This window comes from Nitrospirota bacterium, assembly GCA_037386965.1.
Lineage (GTDB): Bacteria > Nitrospirota > Thermodesulfovibrionia > Thermodesulfovibrionales > JdFR-86 > JARRLN01.
Genome location: JARRLN010000051.1, coordinates 1 through 21,272, shown reverse-complemented (window position 1 = coordinate 21,272; position 21,272 = coordinate 1). Strand labels below are relative to the sequence as shown.

The following is a 21,272-nucleotide window of genomic DNA, read 5'->3' as shown; positions in this document are numbered from 1 at the left end:
AAGGGACATGATAGCAAAAAGGCCGCGGAAGGGCAATAGGACGCATCCGGCACGGGTCTGCCCGGCGGAAATTCCCAGGCCCCCGATGGTATAATGCTTCCCGGCGCGTCACGGGAAGCAAGGGGGCGCCGGGCGCTTTGCGCTGGCAACGGGCTTTCGGCATAGGGTATAATATGGTTTGTCCTCAGCCGCTTCGGCGGGTCGGTGGGCGTAGCTCAATTGGTCAGAGCACTGGACTGTGGCTCCAGGTGTTGGGGGTTCAAGTCCCCTCGCCCACCCCATAGAGCATCCTGGAAGGAAGCGCCTGTAGCTCAGTGGATAGAGCACCGGCCTCCGGAGCCGGGTGTCAGAGGTTCGAATCCTCTCAGGCGCGCCACTTTCTTCGGGGATGCCCGGGTTTCGGCCGATGAGATTGCAAAGGTGCCGGAAACTGTTTTAGTATTAAAGCGTTGGGCCGTTAGCTCAGCTGGTAGAGCAGCTGACTCTTAATCAGCGGGTCCGGGGTTCGAATCCCCGACGGCCCCCCAGAAAAATCAAGGGGTTACGGGGCACGAACCGTAACCCCTTTTCTTCGGTAACCGTCTTGGTAACCGCTTTTATGGTCCAATTCCGAACCCGGGTGGGGTCGCACATCTCAGGAAAACGGTGAGCGTCCTTTGGCCGAGGCATCCCTGGCGGCGGCAATGCTCACTTCAGCCATGACAAAAGGCGTACCCCGAGGCGCCTTCAAGCAATGAACGATTATCTCCAGTTGCGACTTACACCTACGAAGCCACAGGTATTGGAAGTCGCAACTTTCGAAGATTTCATCCAGAAGGTCGCATACCCCGGGGTTTACAGTCTGTGCGAAGTACCGCCAAAAGTCTCCAAAATGAATTATTGGGTTGCGCTTCCCTCTACTCAACGTGGGCTCTCAGAGGACTCTGGCGAAACTCAGCAATACGTAATATAATTACGTTATGGCATCCTCATCCTTCGCCGAGGGGAGGTAGCGGATGAGCGACACCGAATTGAATTTCCAGGATATCTACAGCACCTTTCATCCCAAGATGCTCCATTACCTGACACGACTGGTGGGAGAGCGCGAGGCCGAAGACCTCACGCAGGAAGTCTTCATGAAGGTTAATCAGGCATTGGAAGGATTTCGGGGCGAGTCGTCCTTTTCCACGTGGATCTACCGAATCGCGACCAATGCCGCCCTGGATAGACAGCGCAGTCCGTCCTTTCAGAGAACCGTCCGGGACCGTTCAACCGAAGAAAGAGCAGCCGAGACGGCGGATATGGATGTATGGACGGGGCAAAAGATGATTTCCTTTGACCGGCAGCTTATACGGACGGAAATGAACGAGTGCATTCGGGACTTTATTTTCCGGCTCCCGGCGGACTACAGGACCGTCGTCATACTCAAAGAGATCGAGGGCTTCAAAAACCGCGAGGTTGCCGAAATCCTCGGAGTCAGTCTCGATACCGTGAAGATACGGCTGCATCGCGCGAGGGCACGACTGAAGAGAGAGTTCGAGGCCCACTGCAGCTTCTACCGTGACGAGCGGAACGTATTTTCCTGCGACCTCAAGACCGCCCTCAGAGATTTCAAGGAATCCACCTGAGCCTGTATCCTTTTCGCCCCTTGCCCCGTCTACAGGGAAAAGGAGGTGATTGGGATGTTCGGCTCGGCGTTCTACGGTTTCTCCCTTTGGTGGATATTCCCCATCATCATGGTCGTTTTCTGCATCTTCATGATGCGGGGCCGCATGGGCTGTATGATGGGCGGGCGCGATACCCATGACGCAGACAGCAGGGGCATGGAGGCTTCGGATTCGGCAATGGACGTGCTCGACAAGCGGTACGCCCTGGGGGAGATAAACAAGGAGGAGTACGAAGACAGAAAAAGGACCTTAACCGGGCACAGCTGATTTCATACGTCGAGGTCGGTTGAATCAAACGAGTGGGAGGCATTGAAATGCATTGTGGAGAGAAGACACGGAAGGAAGATAAGGCAAAGGATGCCGGCTTCGGGTGCAACCCCGGGGACTTCAAGACGATGTTTGAGAAAATGGGCACGTGTTGTGCTGCCCCGGGGGGTTCCCCCGATTGCTTATCCATGATGAGGCGCATGATGGAAGCCATGCAAAAGCAATCCTGTTGCGAGCCCGAAGCGGAAAAAACTGAATAACATCGGAGGGTGCGATGGAAAAGTCAAACACCGTGTATACCCTTGAGGTTACAAGGACCGAAAGGACCTGCCCCGTGGGGGAGAAGGTCGGAAACAGAAATCTTGAGGAGGGGAAAATTCCCGTCCTCTCCTGCGAGGGAGCGTGCATACGGGGAGAAATCGCCCGTCTCGCGGCAAACCTCGTGGCAAAGGAAGAGCCCTACCGCCGTGGCTGTCACGGGGAATTGTTTGCGGTGCCCCATTCGGCCTTGGCCCGCTGGGTGAAGAACTCAGGGAAAGTCGTCCTCATCGACGGCTGCTTCCTGGGCTGCCACGGCAGAATTCTCGAAAATCTGCTCGGCAAGGAGAATCTGGTCAGGCTCGATGCCCTTTCCTTCTACAGAAAGTACACCGACCGTTTTGATATCGACTCTGTCCCTGAGGAAGAACGCAACGCGACGGCGCGGAAGGTGGCGGACATGGTCCTGGCTGAGTTGAAAGAGCAGGGGTGCAACGAGGCAAGGCCCTGCATCAGGGCCGAGTGCGGGGCCGCCCCCCAGACGGAGGGCGCCTGTAATTAGTAGCCTGACCCGCTGTGCACTAAGGCGGGTGTTCGTGCACAGCGGGTTCACAAATATCGGTTCAAGGTCTGCGCTGGAAACCTTGTCGCGCTTGCTCTTGTAATCCGCATCTATGAGCAAAATGCGGTTTTGCGGAGTCGGAGGGGAACTACGTAGTTATCGGAAGACGAACCTGATGCAACCTCCAGGAAGTAGTTGTCATTCCCCCATAAGGTAATCTTCGTACATATCTATGTCTATTGAGTCTGTGTACACAGGCTCGTCTTTGCCGTTCCAGAGCAACAGGCACCAGTAGCGGCATTCCTTGTCCACGGAATATCTCTTATCGTCCACCGTTATGAACTCGTGGTGCTCCTCTGTCGTAAAGCAGAAGGGAATGTCCCTTTTACTCAGGAACTCCGTCGCCCGCCAGTCGTACCACATGATGTCGTCAGCTATGGTATCGAAGTCCTCCTCGCCGCGCTCCTTCTTCAAGGCCTCTCTCTCTTCGTCCGTCGGCTCGATGAATATGGCGACCGGACCTTCATGAACCGTGGCGTACTTCTTAACCTCCTGCGCATCCGCCACGTTTGACGCCCCCATGCCCATGCATAGCAAAGCCAAAGTAAATGCCGTGATAAGGAAAAACTTATACATTACTGGATGTAATCTATATTTCCTGATGACTAATGTCAACCGTTTGTTACTGGAAGTAATTTGTGAAATACATATCAACGCCATCGCAATGATTTCAATTACGGGCTGCCGCACTGACTGACGATGAACGCTCCCATCCAGGCTCCTCCACCGCCCAGACACTGGCCGCCTGAAGCGTCAGAGCCAGAGGAAACGCGCTCGCGTTGCGGGTCAGTAACTCATTTGTCCGCGTTCGTCCCGCCTTCCCCTACCCACCTGCCCGGTGCCAGGTATCTCCATGCCGTCCAGACAAGGACGATGCCGAACAAGGACCGGAGCGCATTTTCCGGGAACAAATGCGCGAACGTGCCTCCCAGAAAAGACCCGGCAATCACGCCCGTGACAAGCTGGCCTATTAACCTCGCTTTCACATTCCCCAGCCGAAAGTGCGCAAGCACGACGACCCTGTACCGCAGGGCCGGGGCGAAAGCCGCGCTCCAGAGATGGGGTTTCAGGAGCATGAAAATGGCAACGAATAGAAGAAACGCGCCGAAGAACCTCTTCAGTAATTGCTCGGGCAGCGCATGAGCAACCCTGGCTCCGAAATAAGCGGTCACCACTGAGGTGGCGGCAAGCAGCAAAAAGGCCGCAATATCGAGGGAGCCCTTCAGGGCATAGGAGAGCGCGCCGGAGAGGCCGATGAAAACCAGAACGGCCAGGCTCGTGCCGTGGGCAACATGCTGGCGGACCCTCATGAACCTGACCATCAGGGGAATCATTATGAACCCCCCGCCTATGCCCAGCAAACCGCCGAACAGACCCGCCCCAAGGCCAATCAACAATCCCAATCGAACCTCTTCAGAACGCCGGTAGAGTCGGCCACCCGCCGCAGCCTATATTATCAGCCCCTTGGGCGGAGAAGCATTCAGGATGACGTTGAAAAGAATGTAAAGCACCGAAACGAAAGCGGCGGCCACGAACGCCCGGCTCAGGACGGGACTCAGGAAGTCCTTTTTCCTGAACATCCTGAACATGAGGACGGTGATGAAAATGAAGTAAAAAACGAACGAACTGAAGTAAAAGCCCAGAGAGGTAAGGGCGACGAAATACAGGACGACCAGGGTGATGGCGCCGATTATCCGGGCCATGGGCAAGGGGGGCTCACTCTCTTCCTCTTCTTTCCCTTTCAGCAGGGAATACAAGGATTGAAGCAGTGCGACGGCCGCAAGGCCCGCCATTATGAGAAGGGTGGCTGCGGGAAATATGGCCGAAAGGGGGTCCCTGACGTTCAAACCGTAAAAATAGACCAGCAGGGAAAACGCCAGGACGACGCACGAAACGTGCAGGTCCCTCACGGTTCTGCCCTTCCGCACCCTGCCCTTTATCATCCCCTGAACGCCGAACAGCAGGGACGCAACGCACAAGAGTATGATGACCACGTTTATCCATCCGGTGAAGAAATACTTCAGCATGCCCTCTCCGGCACGAGCTATCAGCATGCTTTTGAGGAAGGCGTTCTCGGCTATCCTTCCCAGTATCAGCCCCATCACCACCGGTGCGGCGGAAAATCCCACCCTGCCTCCCAGATACATCAGGAACCCCACCGCGAACATGATCAGGACTTCGTTGAAATTGTTGTTCACGCTGTATGTGCCGAAGACAGCCAGGACGATGATGGAGGCGGCCATGTACATGTCGTCGACCTTCATTATCCAGCCGGAATACCGCGAAAGCCCCAAGCCGAAGACGAGCATGACGAATTGCGCCAGAAGAAGGCTGCCTATGAATGAATGCACGATATTTCCGTGCAGGCGGAAAAGGTCCGGCCCCGGAAATATTCCGTGGATGAGCAGGCCGCCGAGAAGGACGGCCGCCGTCGGGCTGCCCGGGATGCTCAGGGTCAGAAGCGGCACCAGCGACGGGCCCACCATGGCATTGTTGGCGCTCTCTGCGGCCGCCACGCCCTCTGCTATGCCCGTGCCGTACTTTTCGGGGTTGCGGGAGTACTTTTTGACCTGGTCATAAGAGACTATTCCGGCGACCTGCCCGCCCACGCCGGGAATGAGCCCGATGACCGACCCGATGACCGCACCCATGCCCTGAACCCGGAACATCCCGGCGGTTTTCCGGAACGTTCTCCACAGGCCGCCCTTCTCGTCCTCCACGCGCACGCCGGACCTTTCCGTGCCGAAGTTCTCGATGAGCGTAAATACCTGCGGGATGGCGAAGAGGCCGATGAGCGCGGGGATTATGTTTATTCCACCCGCCAGGGCGTCGTGGAAGACGAACCGGAATTCCCCGGTCGTCGGGTTCGGCCCTATCGTGCTGAGCCACACGCCGAAGGCCGCGGCAACGAGGGACTTGACCACGCTGCCCGAGCCCAGCCCGGCCACCACCGTCATGCCGAGGATGGCGGTCCAGAAAATCTCCACCGACCGGAACCTCAAAGCGAATTCCGCCAGGGGAAACGTAAGGAGTATCATGACGGCCATGCCGAAGATGCCGCCCATGAAGGAGCTTATGAAACAGGTGTACAGGGCGGACCTGGCCTTCCCGGCTTTGGCCATGGGGTAGCCGTCCAGCATGGTTGCGATATTGGCGGGGGCTCCCGGCACATTAATGAGGATGGCCGATATCGCACCGCCCGCAACCGATGCCATGTACACGGCGCCGAGCAGGATGAGGCCGCTGAGGGGGTTCATGTAGAAAGTAAAAGGCACGAGCAGGGCGACCGCCAGAGTGGGGCTGATGCCGGGCAGCGCACCCAGTACAAGGCCTCCCAGCACCCCGGCCAGGAGGATCACCATGTTATAGAAGGTGAAGACGTTGGACAGGTTGCCTAAGACACCCGTTATCCCCTCGAGCATATGACTGCCCTTCCCCCATGAAACGGGAGGAGAGCGCGCCGGAAGCTCGCTCTCCCTCCCGCTCGTTCGCTATATTAGTCTGCGCGCAGGCCCTTCAGGACCACTGTCAGCGTGTCCTGGACCCTCTGCCACTCCTTTCTCAGGTCGTCGCGCCCCATCACCTTGAGGCCGCAGCCGGTCTGCTTCATCTTGCTCTGGATCTTCTTGTCGTTGAACATCTTGACAAAATCGGTGGAAAGTTTTTCCAGAAGCTCCGGCGGGGTGCCCTTGGGCGCCGCTATGCCCCGGCGGTTGTTGCTGGTGTCGTCGACGTTAAATCCCAGTTCCAGGAAAGTGGGCGTATCCGGCAGGAAGGAGTCTCTCTCCAGGTCCGCTACCGCCAGGATTTTCAGCCTGTCCCTGCTTCTGTACGCGTCGGAAAGATTGTTGAAGCCCGCCTTGACCTCGCCGCTGATGACCCCGAGCAGGGCCGGCGCCCCGCCCTTGTAAGGCACGTAACGAGCCTTCATCCCGGTCGCCTTCTCAAGCTGAAGGAGGGCTATGTGGTGGCCGACGTACAGGCCGGCGCCCGATACGGTGAGCTTGCCGGGGTTCTTCTTGGCATAGTCCACCAGGTCGGACACCGAGTTGAACGGGCTGTCCTTGGGCACGACCAGAACGGCGGGGTCGGTCCCCCAGTTGGCCACCGGCTCCATGTTGTTGATGTTGTACTTCGCCTTTTTCGGGTACACGATGGACTGGGCGATGAAGTGCGGTATGTTATAGGCCACCAGCTCATACCCGTCGTCCTTGGCGGAGGTGACGAACCAGTTCCAGCCGACCATGCCCCCGCCGCCGGGCTTGTTTATCACCACTATGGGCTGGCCCAGGTAATCCTGCGCCTTCATGGTGACTATCCGGGCCTGAAAATCCGTGGCCCCGCCCGGAGAGTACGAAACGTACAGCTTCACCGGTTCGTCCGGGTACTGTCCGGCCAACGCCGGAGCAGCGAGCCCGAACACGAGCAACACCGCGAGCACGACCTGCCCGATTCCCACTATCCTGGTTCTCATGTTGCCTCCCTCGGTTTCCCTTTCAGTTCATACGAAGAAAGGTTCTCTTTCTCAATCCTCCTCGTCCCTCCCCTGCACACTGCATGCCCCGCAGCTGCCGCCGCTGCGGACCTCCTCCCGCATGACCCTGCGCAGGACCTTGCCCTGGGGGCTTATGGGCAGGGAATCCCTGAACTCCATGACCCTGGGCACCTTGTACCTGGCCATTTTGCTCTTGCAAAACTCCACGAGTTCCCCGACGGTAACCCCGTCGTTGCCCGGCACCACGAAGGCCTTGACGATTTCCCCGTAGTAGTCGTCCTGCACGCCGATTACCGTTACCAGTTTCACGCCGGGATGGGCGTAGAGCACTTCTTCGACCTCGCGAGGCCATACCTTGTATCCGCCGCAATTTATCATGTCCTTCATCCTGTCGACGATGTAGAAGTACCCGTCCTCGTCCATCCGCGCCACGTCCCCCGTATGAAACCATCCGCCGGCCATGGCCTTGCTCGTGGCCTTGGGCTTGTTCCAGTATCCCTTCATCACCTGGGGGCCCCGTATGACGAGCTCCCCCTCGCAGCACGCCGGCAGGTCCTCCCCGGTCTGCGGGTCCACTATCTTGCAGTCCGTATCGGGCAGCGGGATGCCTATGGAGCCCGGTACCGGCCTGTCCAGCGGGTTGGCGTGCGTCAGCGGGCTGGTCTCCGTCAGCCCGTAGCCTTCCACCAGGACCTCCTTGCCCACCCTGCCGTCAAACGCCTCTTTGACGGCTACCGGCAAGGGGGCGGCGTTGGTGCGGCAGGCGCGGAGCGAGGACAGGTCACACACGGAGGCCTCAGGGTCGTTCAAAATGGCTATGTACATGGTGGGCACGCCGAAGAAGCGGGTAGCCCTGTACTTCTCTATGCTCCTGGCCACGGAGGCCGCCTTGAACCTCTTCATCACGACGAGCGTGGCCCCCGAAAACAGTGGAACGTTCATCACCCCGCTCATGCCGCCGCTGTGGGACATGGGGATTGTGCATATGGTCGTCTCCCGCCCTTCCCGGAACCGGTACCACCGGGCAAACTGTATCGTGTTGGCGACTATGTTGCGATGGGTCAGCATGGCCCCTTTGGGCTCCCCCGTCGTCCCGCCCGTGTAGAGCAGGACCGCCATGTCTTTGGCGGGATTCACCTCGACTTCCGGCAGGGGCTTGTCCACCTGAAGGAGGTCGTCGAAGTGAAGGACCCCTCTGGGAGGCTTTGCCCTGTGCCTCTCTCCCGTGGGGGCGAAGATGACCCTCATGCCGCGCCTGCCCGCGGCACTCAGGGCGAGCTCCGCCATGCTTTCGGCGGCGATGAGCACACTGGCGGCGGAGTCCCTGAGCTGGTAATCGAGCTCCTTTTCCTGGGCCATGATGTTGCACGGGGTTATCGCCGCCCCAGCAAGCCAGGCTGCGTTATAACTGGTGATTATAGCGGGGGAGTTGGGCAGGAGGGTGGCAACCCTGTTTCCCTTGCCGACCCCCAACTCCCTGAGCCCCGCGGCCAGGGCCCGTGCCCTTCTGAAAAGTTCCCCGTAGGTGACCCGTTCCAGCTCCTCGAGGCTTTCGTGGTCGAGGAATATGACGGCGGTCCTGTCGGCGAATTTCTTCAGATTGCGCTCGAGGAGCCAACCGGCCGGCACTCTCGGGTATCTGAACCTCCTGGAGAGATGGCCCGGCCACACCTTGTACCAGGGGTGGTCTGCCCCTTTTACGCCTTTGGTCATTGCACCTCGCTTCCCCTTTTGTTTTACTTCTTTTTGGCCGTCTCAAGCAACGTCATGCCTATCATGAAGGCTTCCCTGTTCTGGTCCTGGAATTTCGGGATGACCTGGAAAATGCTCTCCAGGACCGTCTGCGGGTCGAGCACCTCGACCGTGCTGGCCAGAACGCCGAGCATCACAGTGTTGGCGAATACCGGCCGGCCGAACCTCTCCACGGAGATGTCCTTGGCCGGCACGGCGTGCTGAACGCAGCCCAGGCTTTCGTCCACGGCAACGAAAGCCGGGTCGTAGATTATCATTCCATCCCTCATAAGGTGCTTGAAGGTGTTGTAGGCAGCCAGGGAGAGCGCGACGAAGACATCCGGGGATTCCACAATGGGGCTGTCGATCGTCTCGGTGGAGATGACGACCTGGCTGCGCACGTATCCTCCCCTCATCTCGGTCCCATGGCTCTTGAGCATCGTGACTCTGTAGCCCTGCCTGACGGCGGCCTCGCCCAGAATCTGGCCGAGCCTTACCACGCCCTGCCCGCCGAAGCCGCTGGCCAGGATTTCCGTCCTCGTTTTCATACCGCGGCAGCCCTCCTGATTTTCTCTACGTTCTTCAATATGTCTTCGGAGAATTCCGGCCTGCTGTTGCTGGCGTCGTGATAGACCCCCGTGGCCCAGAGCGTATCCTCGCCGGCCTTTTCCAGGGGAGCGCTCCTCTCACGTATCCAGTTGTAAATGCTGAGGGCGTCCCTGGTCCCCAGCTCCCGGCTTCCGAAGTTCGTGGGGCACGGGTATATCATATGGACCAGCGAGAGTCCCTTGTTCTGTATCGCCTTCTTGATGCTGCCCGTGGCGCGGGAGCCGTCCATCGACACGTGCCGGGCCAGGAAGGTGGCGCCGGCGTGCTGGAGCACACCCAGGACGTCCATGCCCTCCCGAACCAGGTTCTGCTCATACATCCCGTAGGGGCTGCTGTCCGTCCTGGTCCCCAGGGGCGTGGTCCAGCCGTACTGTCCTCCGGTGGACATGTAGCCCAGGTTGTCGTTGACAACCACCGTCAGGTCGGCGTTGGAGCGTGCGGCATGAATGAGGTGCAGCAGGCCGATGCCGAAGGCGTCCCCGTCCCCAACGGTAAGGATTATCTTCTTCTCCGGGGGCAGCGCCAGCCTGAGCCCCCGGGCAATGGCATATACGCGGCCGTGCGTTCCGGCGAAGCCGTCCCCTTTCCACATGCCGAAGGTCTGCCGTCCGGCGCATCCTATGGACGTGCCCCAGACGACGTCCTCGACCTCGAGGCCCAGCTCGTATACGGCCTGGAGCACGGCCTTATGGTTTATTCCCAGGCCGCAGCCGGTGCAGGCGGTGCTGGGCGTCTTGCGGAACCTCAGATACTTGTTTGCCAGATAGTCCATTTTACCAGGCCTCCATCTTCCAGCCCTGGCGCTCCAGGGCCTTGCCTTGGAGAATCTTCGTGAACGTCTCCAGCAGGTCGGCAATGGAGGGCAGGTCGCCGCAGATGCCTGTGAAATGCACCTCCGCGTCCTTCGGCGCCGCCCTCTGCACTTCCCTGACCAGCTGGCCGTCCCAGTTCAGCTCCACGCACAGGTACTTCCTCGGGGTGGAGAACAGCTCGTCGGGGAAAGGCCAGATATGCCTGAGCCTCAGCGCTCCGACGTTCAGCCCCTCCGCCCTGGCCTTCTTGACCGCCGTATTGACCACCCGGGACGGCGTGCCGAAGGAGACGACAACCAAGTCGGGGTCGTCATCCATATGCGTCTTTTCATAGAGGTCCTCCACCAGGTCCCTGTGGTTTCTCACCTTGTAAATCAGGCGGTAGGCGTGCTTGTGGTGGGCCTCTACTTCTTCGATATCGTAGCCCTCCTCGGTCGGCGTCCAGTCGGAGCAGAGCGCCCCGGTGTTCTTGCCCAGGACGACCGGAGGAATGTCGATTTCGTCAGTGGGGGGATAGAAAACCGGCCCGTTGTTGACCCTCCGCGGGTACACCTCAAACCCCATCTCCTTCATCTCGCCTTCGTTTTCCGGAACCGAAATGTCCTCGAAGCCGTCCGTGATGAGCTGGTCCGCGAGGATGGTGACCGGGGTCCTGAACCGCTCGGCCAGGTAGAAGGCCTTCACGGTCATGTACATCGTCTCCTGGGCCGAATTGGGGGCCAGCACTATGGTCTCGAAATTGCCCCCCTGGGTAGGGTACCGGGTGAGGTAGAACTCGCCCTGGCCGGGCGCTCCCGTGATTCCGCTCACCGGGCCCACGCGCCCGGAGTTGACCACGACAAGGGGGATTTCACAGCCGATGGCCCACCCGTAGGGGTCGGCGTACAGAATATAGCCGGGCCCCGAGGTAGCGGTCATGGCCTTGTACCCGCCCAGGGCGGCCCCTATGCACAGGTGCATGGCCGCGCATTCGTCCTCTCCCTGTATGAAAATACCGCCCTCCTGAGGCAGCCTCAAAGACATCGCCTCGGCCAGCTCGGTCGCCGGAGTGATGGGATAGCCGGCAAAGAAGCGGCAGCCGGCAAGTATCGCCCCTTCCGTAATCGCAAAGTTTCCCGTCTCCAGATATCGTTTCATCCGCTGTTGGCTCCTTTAACCTCGATGCAGAAATCCGGGCAGGTGTAAAAACACTTCATGCACCCGACACAGTTCTGCGGATTGACGACCTTGAACGGCCGGTATCCTTTCTTGTTGAACTCGCTGCCCGCCTCAAAGACCCCCATCCGGCATACGGCCCGGCAGTAGCCGCATTCCTTGCAGGCCTCGGGGTCCAGCAGGACCTCGAATTCCCTCCGGTCGCACGAAAGGCACCGCCTGGCCTCCTCGCGGGCCACATAGTCCTTGAGCGTCTGTTCCACAACCTCGAAACCGCTCGTCCGGCTGCCGGCGGGCAGGTTCATAAGCCGCACGGCCTCGGACGCCGATGCCGGCTCCGGGGCCTCCTCTTGCTCCGGGGAGGCCAGCGGAAAATGGACGTCGCCGTTTCCGCCGAGGTACGCATCCATTGAAGAAGCCGCCCGGCGGCCCGTGGCTATGGCCTCTATGATGGACGACGGTCCGCTCACCGCGTCCCCTCCGGCGAAGACGCCCTCCTCGTCCGTGGAAAGGTCCTCTCCGGCCAGTATGAAGCCCCTCTCGTCGAGCTTGACGCCGATTCTTCCGGGAGCAAGCTCCTGCCCCACGGCGACGACCACGGTGTCAAAGGTCTCGCTGCTCTCATGGCCGGGCTTGCAGACGGGCCTTGCCCGTCCGGACGAATCCGGCGGCCCCAGCTCCATGCAGTCGAAGACCACCTTCAGTTTTGTGTCCTGCTTCTCTATCCTGCCGGGCGCGACGAGGAAGTTCAGCTCCACCCCTTCCTCCCGAGCGGCCTCCACCTCCTCCGGGCTCGCGGGCATCTCCTTCTCGCCCCGGCGGTAATATATCTTCACCTTTTCCGCTCCGAGCCTCAGTGCACTCCGTGCCGCGTCAATCGCGGCGTTGCCCCCGCCGATAACACAGACGCTTCTTCCGACTGAAGCAGGCGAGCCACTGCTTACCCTCTCCAGAAAGGAAAGGGCGTCCATGACGCCTTCCCTCTCTTCTCCCGGAACCCCGGCCCTGCTGCCCTTCTGGGCGCCGCAGGCAAGGTAGACGGCATCAAAGCCGCCCTTCCTGAGATCCGAAACGGATTCGATGGTGACGTCCGTCAATATTTTCACTCCCAGGGACCGGATGGTCTCGATTTCGTCATCCAGTGTCTCCCGCGGCAGCCTGTAGCGGGGTATGGCCCACCGCATCATGCCGCCCGGTTCGCTCCTGCTTTCAAAGACCGTCACGTCGTGCCCCTTGAGGGCAAGGAAATAAGCGGCCGTGAGCCCGCTTGGCCCCGCCCCCACCACGGCGACCTTCCTGCCGGTGGGTTTTTCCGTCCGAAGGCCGTCGCGCCAGCTTTGCCCTCCCCTTTCGGCAGCCACCCTTTTCAAGGCACGTATTGCCAGCCGCTCGTCAAATTGCCCCCTGCCGCAGAAACTCTCACAGGGCGCAAAACAGGCGTACCCGCATACGGATGGAAAGGGTATGGACTCCCGGATGACGGCAAGGGATTCGGCGTAGTCGCCGGAGGCGATTGCCCGTATGTAGCGCGGGACGTCCACGTGGACCGGACAGGCCCTCTGGCATCCCGCCATCCTCTTGACAATGGTACTGCACGCGCTGCTTCGCATGCACCAACCTCCCATGAATTTTAATACCATCCATAAGGCAAGTTGCATGCCAACAACCGGAAAAACCATCCAGCTCCGAGAAAGACCTTGATAACACAAGAAACATTTGCTTCTGCCCGGGGGTGAGAGTTACCCAATCCCTTCCCGAAAGCTGTATTGATTCCGGACATGTCTGGATTTCACCCGGACAGATATGCTTAAATAATTTCAGGGAGGGTAATCACCGTGTCTCACCGCTCGACTTCCGTACATATTCCCGAAGTCATCCTGGACAGCCTGCCCAGCGGGATAATTTTCTGCGATACCGAGTGCAACATCCTTTATATAAATCCTACCTATGCCGAATACCTGGGAGTCAGGCGGGAAGAAGTAATCGGCAAACCCATTTACGATTTCATCCCGGGCTCCCGCATAGGCTCGGTCCTGGAGACGGCAGAACCGGAGCTCGGGTTCAAGTGCTCGGTGGGAGAGGGCAAGGACAAGAAGATTCTCGTCGTCAACAGGATTCCCGTCAAGAGTAAAGAGGGCGACCTCCTGGGCGTCATCTCCCAGTCCCTGTTCGGCGACATAGGCGAGCTCAAGGACCTCTCGGACCGCATAGCGCACCTTGAGAAAAAGGTAATGACGTACCGGGAGAAGATGAAGAGCGCCTTCTCTTCCAAATACTCGCTGGACGATATCAAGGGCGGAAGCGCCGCCATCCTGGAGGCAAAGGAGCTTCTGTCGCGGTACGCCCGGACGGATTCGCCGGTGCTCATGCTGGGGGATACGGGGACCGGCAAGGAGCTTTTCGCCCATTCCCTGCACGGCGAGAGCAGCCGCTCCTGGGGCCCTTTTGTCAGCATCAACTGCGCGTCCATCCCGCGGGACTTGTTCGAGTCCGAGCTGTTCGGATACGCCCCCGGCGCCTTTACCGGGGCGCAGAAGGACGGCAAGATGGGAAAGGTGGAGCTGGCGGACAAGGGTACTCTGTTCCTCGATGAAATCGGCGACATGCCGCTTCACGCCCAGGGAAAGCTCCTTCGGGTGCTCGAGGAAAAGATGGTCTATCGCCTGGGGGGCAACCTTCCGAAAAAAGTGACTTTCCGCCTCCTGGCGGCTACGAACCGCGACCTGAAATCCCTTATCGAAGAAGGCGGTTTCAGGGAGGACCTGTATTACCGGCTGAGCGCGATGGTCATACGCCTGCCCTCTTTGAGCGAGCGGAGAGAGGATATCCCAGTCCTGGCCCGCCATATGCTGGAGTGCATCGGCCGGCCCGAGGTGGCCTGCTCTGAACGGGTCCTTGACCTGCTTTCCTCCTACAGATGGCCGGGGAACATCAGGGAGCTGAAGAACGTTCTGGAACGGGGCGCAAGCCTTTGCAGCAACAACATCATCGACCTAGACGACCTGCCCCCCGAAATCCGCCGGGCAAGCGCGCCGGAGCCCCCGGGCAAGCCGGACTCCGTATCCACCCTTTCCGAGCACGAAAAGGACCTCATAGCGGCGGCCCTGAGCGAAAACGGCTGGAACATGGCCAGGACCGCTAAACGGCTCGGCATATCACGTTCCACGCTTTACGAGAAGACGAACAAGTTCGGCATTTCCCGTCCGGCGAAAAAGCCCTAACTCCGCATCAAATACCGGGCGAGCTCCCGCCCGAACGCACGATAGAAACCCTGCGTGAAGTGAACTCCGTCGCTGTATTTTTCCCCTCCGTCATACCCCAGGGCAAAGGAATGGAAATCGTGAACAGCCACGCCTTCGGAAAGGGCGACCTCGCGGATGATGGAATTGTACAGCGCTATGCGGTTGTTGCAGTCGGGGTCCACATCCAAGACCTCCCCGGTTACGGGGGGCAGGTTGGACAGGATGATTTTGCAATCCGTCCTGCGGCGGATATCTCTTATTATGCTCTTCAGGTTTGCCCTGAATTGCTCCGGCTTGACATACGGCTCGTCGTCGACATCAAGAAGAAGGTCTCTGAGCCCGGCGTAGAGGTGGATAATGTCCTGGCCCTCCACCGGCCACGCGGAAATACTCAGCAGCATTTCGTCCGTGCGTCCCGCGTCGTGGGGAAGCTTGGCAACCCGGGCCCTCCCCTCGAGAAAACGGCTTACAAAAGGAAAGAAAAGCCTCGTATGCGAGCTGCCCACAAGCAGTATCTTCTTTGTCGGCCTGCCCAGCATGACTTTAATTCTACACAACTGCCGCAAAAGCCGAAAGCCTGATTGCCGCGGTGCCCCGAACGGACGGCGCCTTCGTTTGCCGCCCGCACCAGCACACGGACCGCCGGGCTCGGACGCACGGAAGAACGCTCTCCCTCCGGTTGCCTCACCTCGCCTCCGGGACGTCGCCGCAATGACGCGGATGCGCGTGGTACAGGGGACGGAGCTTTTTCAGCATGACCGTGCCCGTGCAGGTGTAAAAGAGGATTTTTCTGCCTACCATGCCCCCCACATCGGCACCGGCCACGTGTATCCCTTCGGAGTTCAGAATCTCTTGTGCCAAGGAAATGTTGCGCTCCCCGACATTGGTCAGAAGGGTGTTATGCATGATGAGCGAGGAGCCCCCGAAAACCTTGGCCACGAGGGAGCTCTTTTTTGACCCCAGCGAGAGCATCTTCCCTATGAGCTTTTCTACGGCCACGTCTCCGTAGCGGGGCGTGGCCAGGCCTTCCCCGTTCCAATAAGGGACCAGGAAGTGGTTTATTCCTCCCAGGCGCAGATAGGGGTCCCACAGGCAGATGGACACGCACGAACCCAGGAGGGTCGTCACCACTGTGGGTTCCAGCGAACAATAAAGCATTCCGGCGTGAAGAAAGAATGTTTTCTCTTTTCCCAACCCGCAGGGTTCGGAGAGAAAACCGGGTGAATTCTGTCCCTTCATAGCTCCTGCTCCATAGCGTCGTCGTCGAATATGAACATGTTTCCTCCCATCGCCACCATCCGCGCCGTGGACAACCGCGAGGCCTCCGGAATCCTGACCTCAAAAACGCTGCCCTCGGGCGCATTTTTCCGGTACGTGATGGAGCCGACCATGAGCTCCACCAGCGCTTTTGTCACGGAAAGCCCCAGGCCCTGCCCCCGGAACGAACGCTTCGTGCTCGCATCCCGCCGGGAGAACCTGTCGAAAATGGTCTCCCGGCAGGTGGAGTCTACCCCCACGCCCACATCCTTCACCTCGATGGTGAGAAGGCCGTCCTCGTTGCCCAGGGTTACGTCGATAGAGCCGCCCGGCAGGCTGAACTTCACGGCGTTGGAGAGGAGATTCGTCATGACAAGCTCGAGCTTGCCGCCGTCTCCCATGAAAAGGGCTTCTCCGGAGCCAGGCTTCACGGGACCGGTTATGCCTACATCGAGATTCTTCTCCCTCACTTTGTGCTCCAGCGAAGCGAGCACGTCATCCAGGAGGACGCGGATATCCACTTTGGCCACCTCCCGCCTTACCTCGCCGGCCTCCAGTTCGGCCGCCGCAAAGACGTTGCGGAGTTGGAAGTGGAAATCAAAGGCCTCTTCATAAATGAGTGCGGCCGTCCGCTGAACTTTCTCCGGGTCGTCACTGTGCGCGGCCAGGCGTCGAGCCAGCCCCATGATGGAGTACAGGGGGCTGCCCATCTCATTTCTGATATTGGAGATGAAGGTGCTCTTCATCTCCTCGGACTCCTTCAGTTTCCTGTTCAGCCGCTCGAGCTTTTCGGTGAGAAGGCTCAGTTCCTCCAGGGCACGCTTGCTCTGTGAGAACCGCCCCTCGGGGTCCTGCCGAAGGTCATCATCGTTGCATTCCTTCACCGGCTTTCCTCCTTGAGATGTGACGGTTTCTCCGGTCTCTCGCATCCTCCGGTTCTTCTGCGGCACACGCACGCACGATCTCCTGCGCAATGCTTCCCAGGGGCAGGACGGCATCCACACCCCCTCTTTTCATGGCTTCATGGGGCATGCCGTAGACCACCGACGTGGCCTCGTCCTGGGCTATGGTGAAAGCCCCCGCCTCACTCAGTTCCTTCATTCCCCGGGCGCCGTCGTCGCCCATTCCGGTCATGATGACCCCCACGGCGTTTCCGCCGGCATAGAGGGCCGCCGAGCGGAAGAGCACATCCACGGAGGGACGGTGGCGGCAGACCAGGGGGCCGCCCCTGAGGGTGACGTAATGCCTGGAACCGCTCCTTTTCAGCAGGATATGACGGTTTCCCGGGGCGATGAGGGCCCGCCCCCGGATGACCGAATCTCCGTCGGCCGCCTCCTTCACCGAGAGGGCGCTCAGGGAGTCCAGGCGCCGGGCAAAAGCGGAGGTGAAGTGTTCGGGCATGTGCTGCACGATGACCATGCCGGGAGCATCCGGAGGCAGGGCGCAGAGGAGCGTGCGCAGGGCTTCGGTCCCCCCGGTGGAGGCCCCCACGACAACCACCCTCTCCGTGGTCTCGACCATGGCCCGGGAGGACCTCCGGAGCGTCCGGGGCATGATGACGTCGGCCGTGTGCTTGGGCGGCACAGCCACGGGGGCGCTGGGCTGGGCTCTCTGCAGCTTGGCCGCCGAGGCCGCCCTGACGGCGTCGCAGATGCGAATCCTGGACTCCTCCAAGTATTCCTTGGCCCCCAGGCGGGGCTTTGTGATGATATCCACGGCACCGTACTCCAGCGCCCTGAGCGCGGTCTCGGAACCTTCTCCCGTGAGGCTTGAGCAGATGACCACGGGTATGGGATGCTGGCTCATCAGCCTGCCCAGAAACGTGATGCCGTCCATGCGCGGCATCTCCACGTCCAGCGTGATGACGTCGGGCGCCTGCCGCTGTATCTTCTGGGCTGCTATGAGAGGGTCCGGCGCCGTGCCCACGACCTCCAGTCCGGGGTCCGAAGATATGACGTCCGAGAGGGCGGCCCTGACCACCGCCGAGTCGTCTATGATGAGAACGCGGACTTTCTTCTTCATTCTCCTCCTTCGTGCTCCCGACGCCTCACGGGCGCTTCCTGTAGACCGTGGGCTCTTCCTGCTCCACGGGCACGGGAAGGCCGTTGAGGGTCTCGGAGTGTCCCACGAATATGTATCCACCGGGTTGCAGGTGGCGGCAGAACCGATTGATGAGCTTCTCCTGCTGTGGACGGTCGAAATAGATTATGACGTTCCTGCAAAATATGACGTCCATCTGCTCGGAAAGCTCGTAGTCCTCGGCCATGAAGTTGAGGCGCCTGACCAGGACCTTCTCCCTGAGCTCGCCAATCACACGGACGAGGCCCCTGTCGCGGTCCTTGCTCCTGAGGAAATATTTTCTTTTCAACTCTTCCGGTACGAACTCCAGTTTCCTTTCTTCATAGACGGCACGCCGGGCCTTCTCAAGCACGCGCGAAGAGAGGTCCGTAGCCAGGACCGAGAAATCGAACCCCCCGTTGTTCTCTTTGAACTCGTTGAGGACGATGGCCAGCGTATAGGGTTCCTCCCCGCTCGAACAGCCCGCGCTCCAGACCCTGAGGGACCTTTTCAGCTCCTTCTCCCGAATGAGGCGGGGCAGTGCCCTCTCGGTGAGATAACGGTAATGGGCAGGCTCCCGGAAGAAATCCGTCTTGTTCGTGGTCACCGTATCGAGCATGTGAACGAGCTCATCCCTCGTTCCCTCGGGGCTGAAGACATAGTCCACATATTCCCCGAAGGAGCGCATCCTGTGCACCTTCAGCCGCTTTTGAAGGCGGGCCTCGAGCATGGTGCGCTTGGCCGGGGGCATCTTGATTCCCGTCTCCTGCGTGATGAAGGACGAGAGGAGCCTGAATTCCCTGTCCCTGAGCCTCACGTGCAGGAGAAAGGGCTGTTCACCCCGTACCTCCCCGTGAGAGGGTCGGGGGTGAGAAGCGCCGGAGCGCTTCTCACCCTGGTCGTCAAGAGCCGATGAGAGCATCAGAATTTCTCGAACTCCTCGTCCAGGTCGTCCCGATTAAGGTCGAGCGTCACCCCCGAAGATTGAGCTGCAGCCGCCGGCTGTTCCTCCTTTTGTCTGCTGACTTCCCCCCTGTAAGGGCGTCTCGGGCCTTCCTCCGCCCGTTTCTCTCCGTTACCGCCCCCTCGAGCGCGCGGGGAAACGCGGTCGTCCATATCCACCTTGAAGTAGGAAATGGCGTCCTGGAGGCTTTCGGCCTGCCCGGCCAGCTCCTCCGACGTGGAGGCGATTTCCTCGGCGGCACTGGCGTTCTGCTGGGTCACCTGGTCCAGCTGCTGGATGGCCTTGTTTATCTGCCCGGCACCGGCGTTCTACGAGCTTCTCCAGCATCTGCCCGGCCCGCTCGGCCACGCTGACGCTGGAGCCGGAGAGCTGGCTGATTTCAGCCGCCGCCTGCTGGCTGCGCTCGGCGAGCTTCCGCACCTCGGCAGCCACAACCGCGAAGCCCTTGCCGTGCTCGCCCGCCCGGGCCGCTTCTATGGCCGCGTTCAGCGCAAGCAGGTTCGTCTGGCGGGCTATCTCCTCGATGATGGATATCTTCTCCGCTATCTGCTTCATGGCATGCACCGCGTCGGTGACGGCCTGCCCGCTGTCCTTTGCGTCCTCAGCGGCCTTCAGAGCGATTTTCTCGGTCTCCTGCGCATTGTCCGCATTCTGACCGATGTTGGCGGCCATCTCCTCCATGGAGGAGGATGCTTCCTCCGCGGCCGCCGCCTGCTCCGTGGCTCCCTGGGACAGCCCCTGGGAACTGCTGCTGAGCTGCTGGCTCCCGGAGGCCACATTCTGCGCGGCACCCTTGACGTTGCCCACGACGGAGCGCAGCTGTTTGACCATGATCTGAAGCGACTTGCCCAGGACGTCCTTCTCCGAGAGGGTTTTCACTTCGGCCCTCAGGTCGCCCTCGGCAACCTGGGCAGCGACATCGGCCAGGGAGTTCAGGGCCGCAACGACCTTGTTGAGGCTTTCGGCTATCCGGGCTATGTCGTCCTGCCTTTCGGGCACGAAGTTGATGGAAAGGTCGCCCTCACTGAGAGCGTCCGCCTGCCGGACCAGCATCTCCACCTGTCTCTGCAGGTACGCCCTCTGCTCCTCCGCCTCCTTCTGGAGGCGCTTTACCTCCGAGACGTCGATGATGACCTCCATCCCGCCGTAGGGCCTTCCCTCCTCGTCCATGAGAGCCGAGCACGCGGCCTGGATGGGGAACCGATGCCCGTCGCGAGTCTCCGCGTCCGTCTCGCCGATGATGGCCTGCCCCGTGCGCATGCAGTTTTTCAGCGTGCACTTCTCCGTGCCGCACAGCGGGGTCTTCGACAGGTCCGCACAGGTCATTCTGCCCACGACCTCGTCCCTTTTGTAGCCCATGGCCTTCAAGGCCGCGTCGTTGATGGACGTTATCATGAGGTCCCTGTCCACGACGAACATGGGCGCGGCTATCGAGGAAAGGATGTGTTCTCCGTGCCGCAGATGAGGGTCTTTTGAAACTGGGCACAGGTCATCTTGCCCACGACCTCGTCCCTGCCGTAACCCATGGCCTTCAAGGCGGCGTCATTGACGTAGGTGATGACCAGGTCCTTGTCCACCACCACCATGGCCTCCGCTATGGAGGCCAGCACGGCTTCCGCCCCGCCCTTGCGCGAGCCGGTGTGTTTCTTGGCGCCATTGCCGTTGCGCGGGGCCGACCCCCGCTTCTCCCTGTCCTTCAGTGCTGTCCGTGTCGCCATGACGAAGTGCCTCCTTTATCTTTTTGGGGTTTTCATTCGCCGGGCAGCGAGGAAGTCGTCTCCTCGCTCTGGCTCTGCGTCCCTGCTGCGTAGTCCGGAATATCTTCGGCCGAAAAGACCCTGTCGATATCCAGGATCATCACGAAATCCTCGCCCCTCTTGCCGATGCCCCTGATGAAGTCGGTGCGCACGCTCGTGCCGATTCTGGGCGGCGGCTCGATCTGGGCCTCCTCCAGGTCCATGACCTCCTGGACCGAATCCGCCAGGGCGCCCAGCATGAGCCGTTCGCCCTCCAGGGCCACCTCCACGATGATGATGCAGGTGTTTACCGTGCTCTCCGTCCGGGGCATCCCGAACTTCAGCCTCAGGTCCACCACCGGCACCACGCCCCCCCTCAGGTTGATCACCCCCCGCATGAACTCCGGGGTCTGCGGCACC

At 60.2% G+C, this 21,272-nt stretch carries 20 protein-coding genes, 3 tRNA genes and 1 pseudogene; 7 read left to right on the top strand and 17 right to left on the bottom strand.

Translation table 11 applies throughout. The annotated features are described in order from the left end of the window. The first annotated feature begins 204 nt into the window (after window positions 1-204). The 6 genes from P8Y39_08500 (at window position 205) to P8Y39_08475 (ending at window position 2,733) form a co-directional block, all read left to right on the top strand. Window positions 205-281: transfer RNA gene (locus tag P8Y39_08500), tRNA-His, on the top strand. Window positions 282-300: 19 nt separating this feature from the next. After that, window positions 301-376, top strand: a tRNA-Arg gene (locus tag P8Y39_08495). Between the two features lie 75 nt (window positions 377-451). Next, window positions 452-527 (top strand) — tRNA-Lys (locus P8Y39_08490). A gap of 468 nt (window positions 528-995) precedes the next feature. After that, window positions 996-1,607: a sigma-70 family RNA polymerase sigma factor gene (locus P8Y39_08485; GenBank protein MEJ2192372.1), complete on the top strand. Its 612-nt coding sequence runs from the start codon at window positions 996-998 to the stop codon at window positions 1,605-1,607. A 54-nt stretch (window positions 1,608-1,661) separates the two neighbouring features. Further along, the gene (locus P8Y39_08480; protein MEJ2192371.1) at window positions 1,662-1,913 is read left to right on the top strand and encodes an SHOCT domain-containing protein; all 252 of its coding nucleotides are present in this window, start codon (window positions 1,662-1,664) and stop codon (window positions 1,911-1,913) included. A 274-nt stretch (window positions 1,914-2,187) separates the two neighbouring features. Continuing rightward, window positions 2,188-2,733 carry a putative zinc-binding protein gene (locus tag P8Y39_08475; protein ID MEJ2192370.1) on the top strand — a complete coding sequence of 182 codons (546 nt, stop codon included), beginning with the start codon at window positions 2,188-2,190 and terminating at the stop codon, window positions 2,731-2,733. A 198-nt stretch (window positions 2,734-2,931) separates the two neighbouring features. Here P8Y39_08475 and P8Y39_08470 read toward each other — a convergent pair whose 3' ends face one another. From P8Y39_08470 to P8Y39_08430, 9 genes are all read right to left on the bottom strand, one after another. Beyond that, entirely contained in the window at window positions 2,932-3,300 is a 369-nt protein-coding gene (locus tag P8Y39_08470; GenBank protein ID MEJ2192369.1) for a hypothetical protein, read from the bottom strand. Between the two features lie 287 nt (window positions 3,301-3,587). Continuing rightward, entirely contained in the window at window positions 3,588-4,196 is a 609-nt protein-coding gene (locus tag P8Y39_08465; GenBank protein ID MEJ2192368.1) for a sulfite exporter TauE/SafE family protein, read from the bottom strand. Window positions 4,197-4,241: 45 nt separating this feature from the next. Continuing rightward, window positions 4,242-6,215 (bottom strand): tripartite tricarboxylate transporter permease, encoded by a 1,974-nt coding sequence (locus P8Y39_08460; GenBank protein MEJ2192367.1) that lies wholly within the window; start codon window positions 6,213-6,215, stop codon window positions 4,242-4,244. Window positions 6,216-6,289: 74 nt separating this feature from the next. Next, entirely contained in the window at window positions 6,290-7,267 is a 978-nt protein-coding gene (locus P8Y39_08455) for a tripartite tricarboxylate transporter substrate binding protein (protein MEJ2192366.1), read from the bottom strand. A 51-nt stretch (window positions 7,268-7,318) separates the two neighbouring features. Next, on the bottom strand, window positions 7,319-9,001 hold the full coding sequence (locus P8Y39_08450; GenBank protein ID MEJ2192365.1) for a long-chain fatty acid--CoA ligase: 1,683 nt from the start codon (window positions 8,999-9,001) through the stop codon (window positions 7,319-7,321). 23 nt (window positions 9,002-9,024) lie between these two features. After that, window positions 9,025-9,567, bottom strand: a complete 543-nt coding sequence (locus P8Y39_08445; GenBank protein MEJ2192364.1) for a 2-oxoacid:acceptor oxidoreductase family protein — start codon at window positions 9,565-9,567, stop codon at window positions 9,025-9,027. Then, window positions 9,564-10,400 carry a thiamine pyrophosphate-dependent enzyme gene (locus tag P8Y39_08440; protein ID MEJ2192363.1) on the bottom strand — a complete coding sequence of 279 codons (837 nt, stop codon included), beginning with the start codon at window positions 10,398-10,400 and terminating at the stop codon, window positions 9,564-9,566. Before P8Y39_08440 ends, P8Y39_08445 begins: the two co-directional genes overlap by 4 nt. A 1-nt stretch (window position 10,401) precedes the next feature. Beyond that, on the bottom strand, window positions 10,402-11,577 hold the full coding sequence (locus tag P8Y39_08435) for a 2-oxoglutarate ferredoxin oxidoreductase subunit alpha (protein ID MEJ2192362.1): 1,176 nt from the start codon (window positions 11,575-11,577) through the stop codon (window positions 10,402-10,404). After that, the gene (locus tag P8Y39_08430; GenBank protein MEJ2192361.1) at window positions 11,574-13,205 is read right to left on the bottom strand and encodes an FAD-dependent oxidoreductase; all 1,632 of its coding nucleotides are present in this window, start codon (window positions 13,203-13,205) and stop codon (window positions 11,574-11,576) included. The genes P8Y39_08435 and P8Y39_08430 overlap by 4 nt, the downstream gene beginning before the upstream one ends. Before the next feature lie 225 nt (window positions 13,206-13,430). Between P8Y39_08430 and P8Y39_08425 the strand changes: the two genes are divergently transcribed. After that, window positions 13,431-14,816, top strand: coding sequence for a sigma 54-interacting transcriptional regulator (locus P8Y39_08425; GenBank protein ID MEJ2192360.1), 1,386 nt, complete (start codon window positions 13,431-13,433; stop codon window positions 14,814-14,816). Here the strand turns inward: P8Y39_08425 and P8Y39_08420 are convergent. From P8Y39_08420 to P8Y39_08385, 8 genes and pseudogenes are all read right to left on the bottom strand, one after another. Beyond that, window positions 14,813-15,376, bottom strand: a complete 564-nt coding sequence (locus P8Y39_08420) for a GDSL-type esterase/lipase family protein (protein ID MEJ2192359.1) — start codon at window positions 15,374-15,376, stop codon at window positions 14,813-14,815. The genes P8Y39_08425 and P8Y39_08420 overlap by 4 nt on opposite strands. 145 nt (window positions 15,377-15,521) lie before the next feature. Then, window positions 15,522-15,968, bottom strand: a complete 447-nt coding sequence (locus P8Y39_08415; protein ID MEJ2192358.1) for a chemotaxis protein CheD — start codon at window positions 15,966-15,968, stop codon at window positions 15,522-15,524. Window positions 15,969-16,072: 104 nt separating this feature from the next. Then, window positions 16,073-16,978 carry a HAMP domain-containing sensor histidine kinase gene (locus tag P8Y39_08410; protein MEJ2192357.1) on the bottom strand — a complete coding sequence of 302 codons (906 nt, stop codon included), beginning with the start codon at window positions 16,976-16,978 and terminating at the stop codon, window positions 16,073-16,075. Between the two features lie 61 nt (window positions 16,979-17,039). Then, window positions 17,040-18,116 (bottom strand): annotated as a pseudogene (locus P8Y39_08405) (chemotaxis response regulator protein-glutamate methylesterase). A gap of 25 nt (window positions 18,117-18,141) precedes the next feature. Then, window positions 18,142-19,074, bottom strand: a complete 933-nt coding sequence (locus P8Y39_08400) for a protein-glutamate O-methyltransferase (protein ID MEJ2192356.1) — start codon at window positions 19,072-19,074, stop codon at window positions 18,142-18,144. 153 nt (window positions 19,075-19,227) lie between these two features. Continuing rightward, entirely contained in the window at window positions 19,228-20,535 is a 1,308-nt protein-coding gene (locus P8Y39_08395) for a methyl-accepting chemotaxis protein (GenBank protein ID MEJ2192355.1), read from the bottom strand. 8 nt (window positions 20,536-20,543) lie between these two features. Next, window positions 20,544-20,834 (bottom strand): PAS domain-containing protein, encoded by a 291-nt coding sequence (locus P8Y39_08390; GenBank protein MEJ2192354.1) that lies wholly within the window; start codon window positions 20,832-20,834, stop codon window positions 20,544-20,546. A 32-nt stretch (window positions 20,835-20,866) separates the two neighbouring features. After that, a partial coding sequence (locus P8Y39_08385) for a chemotaxis protein CheW (GenBank protein MEJ2192353.1) occupies window positions 20,867-21,272 on the bottom strand: 406 nt, incomplete at its 5' end.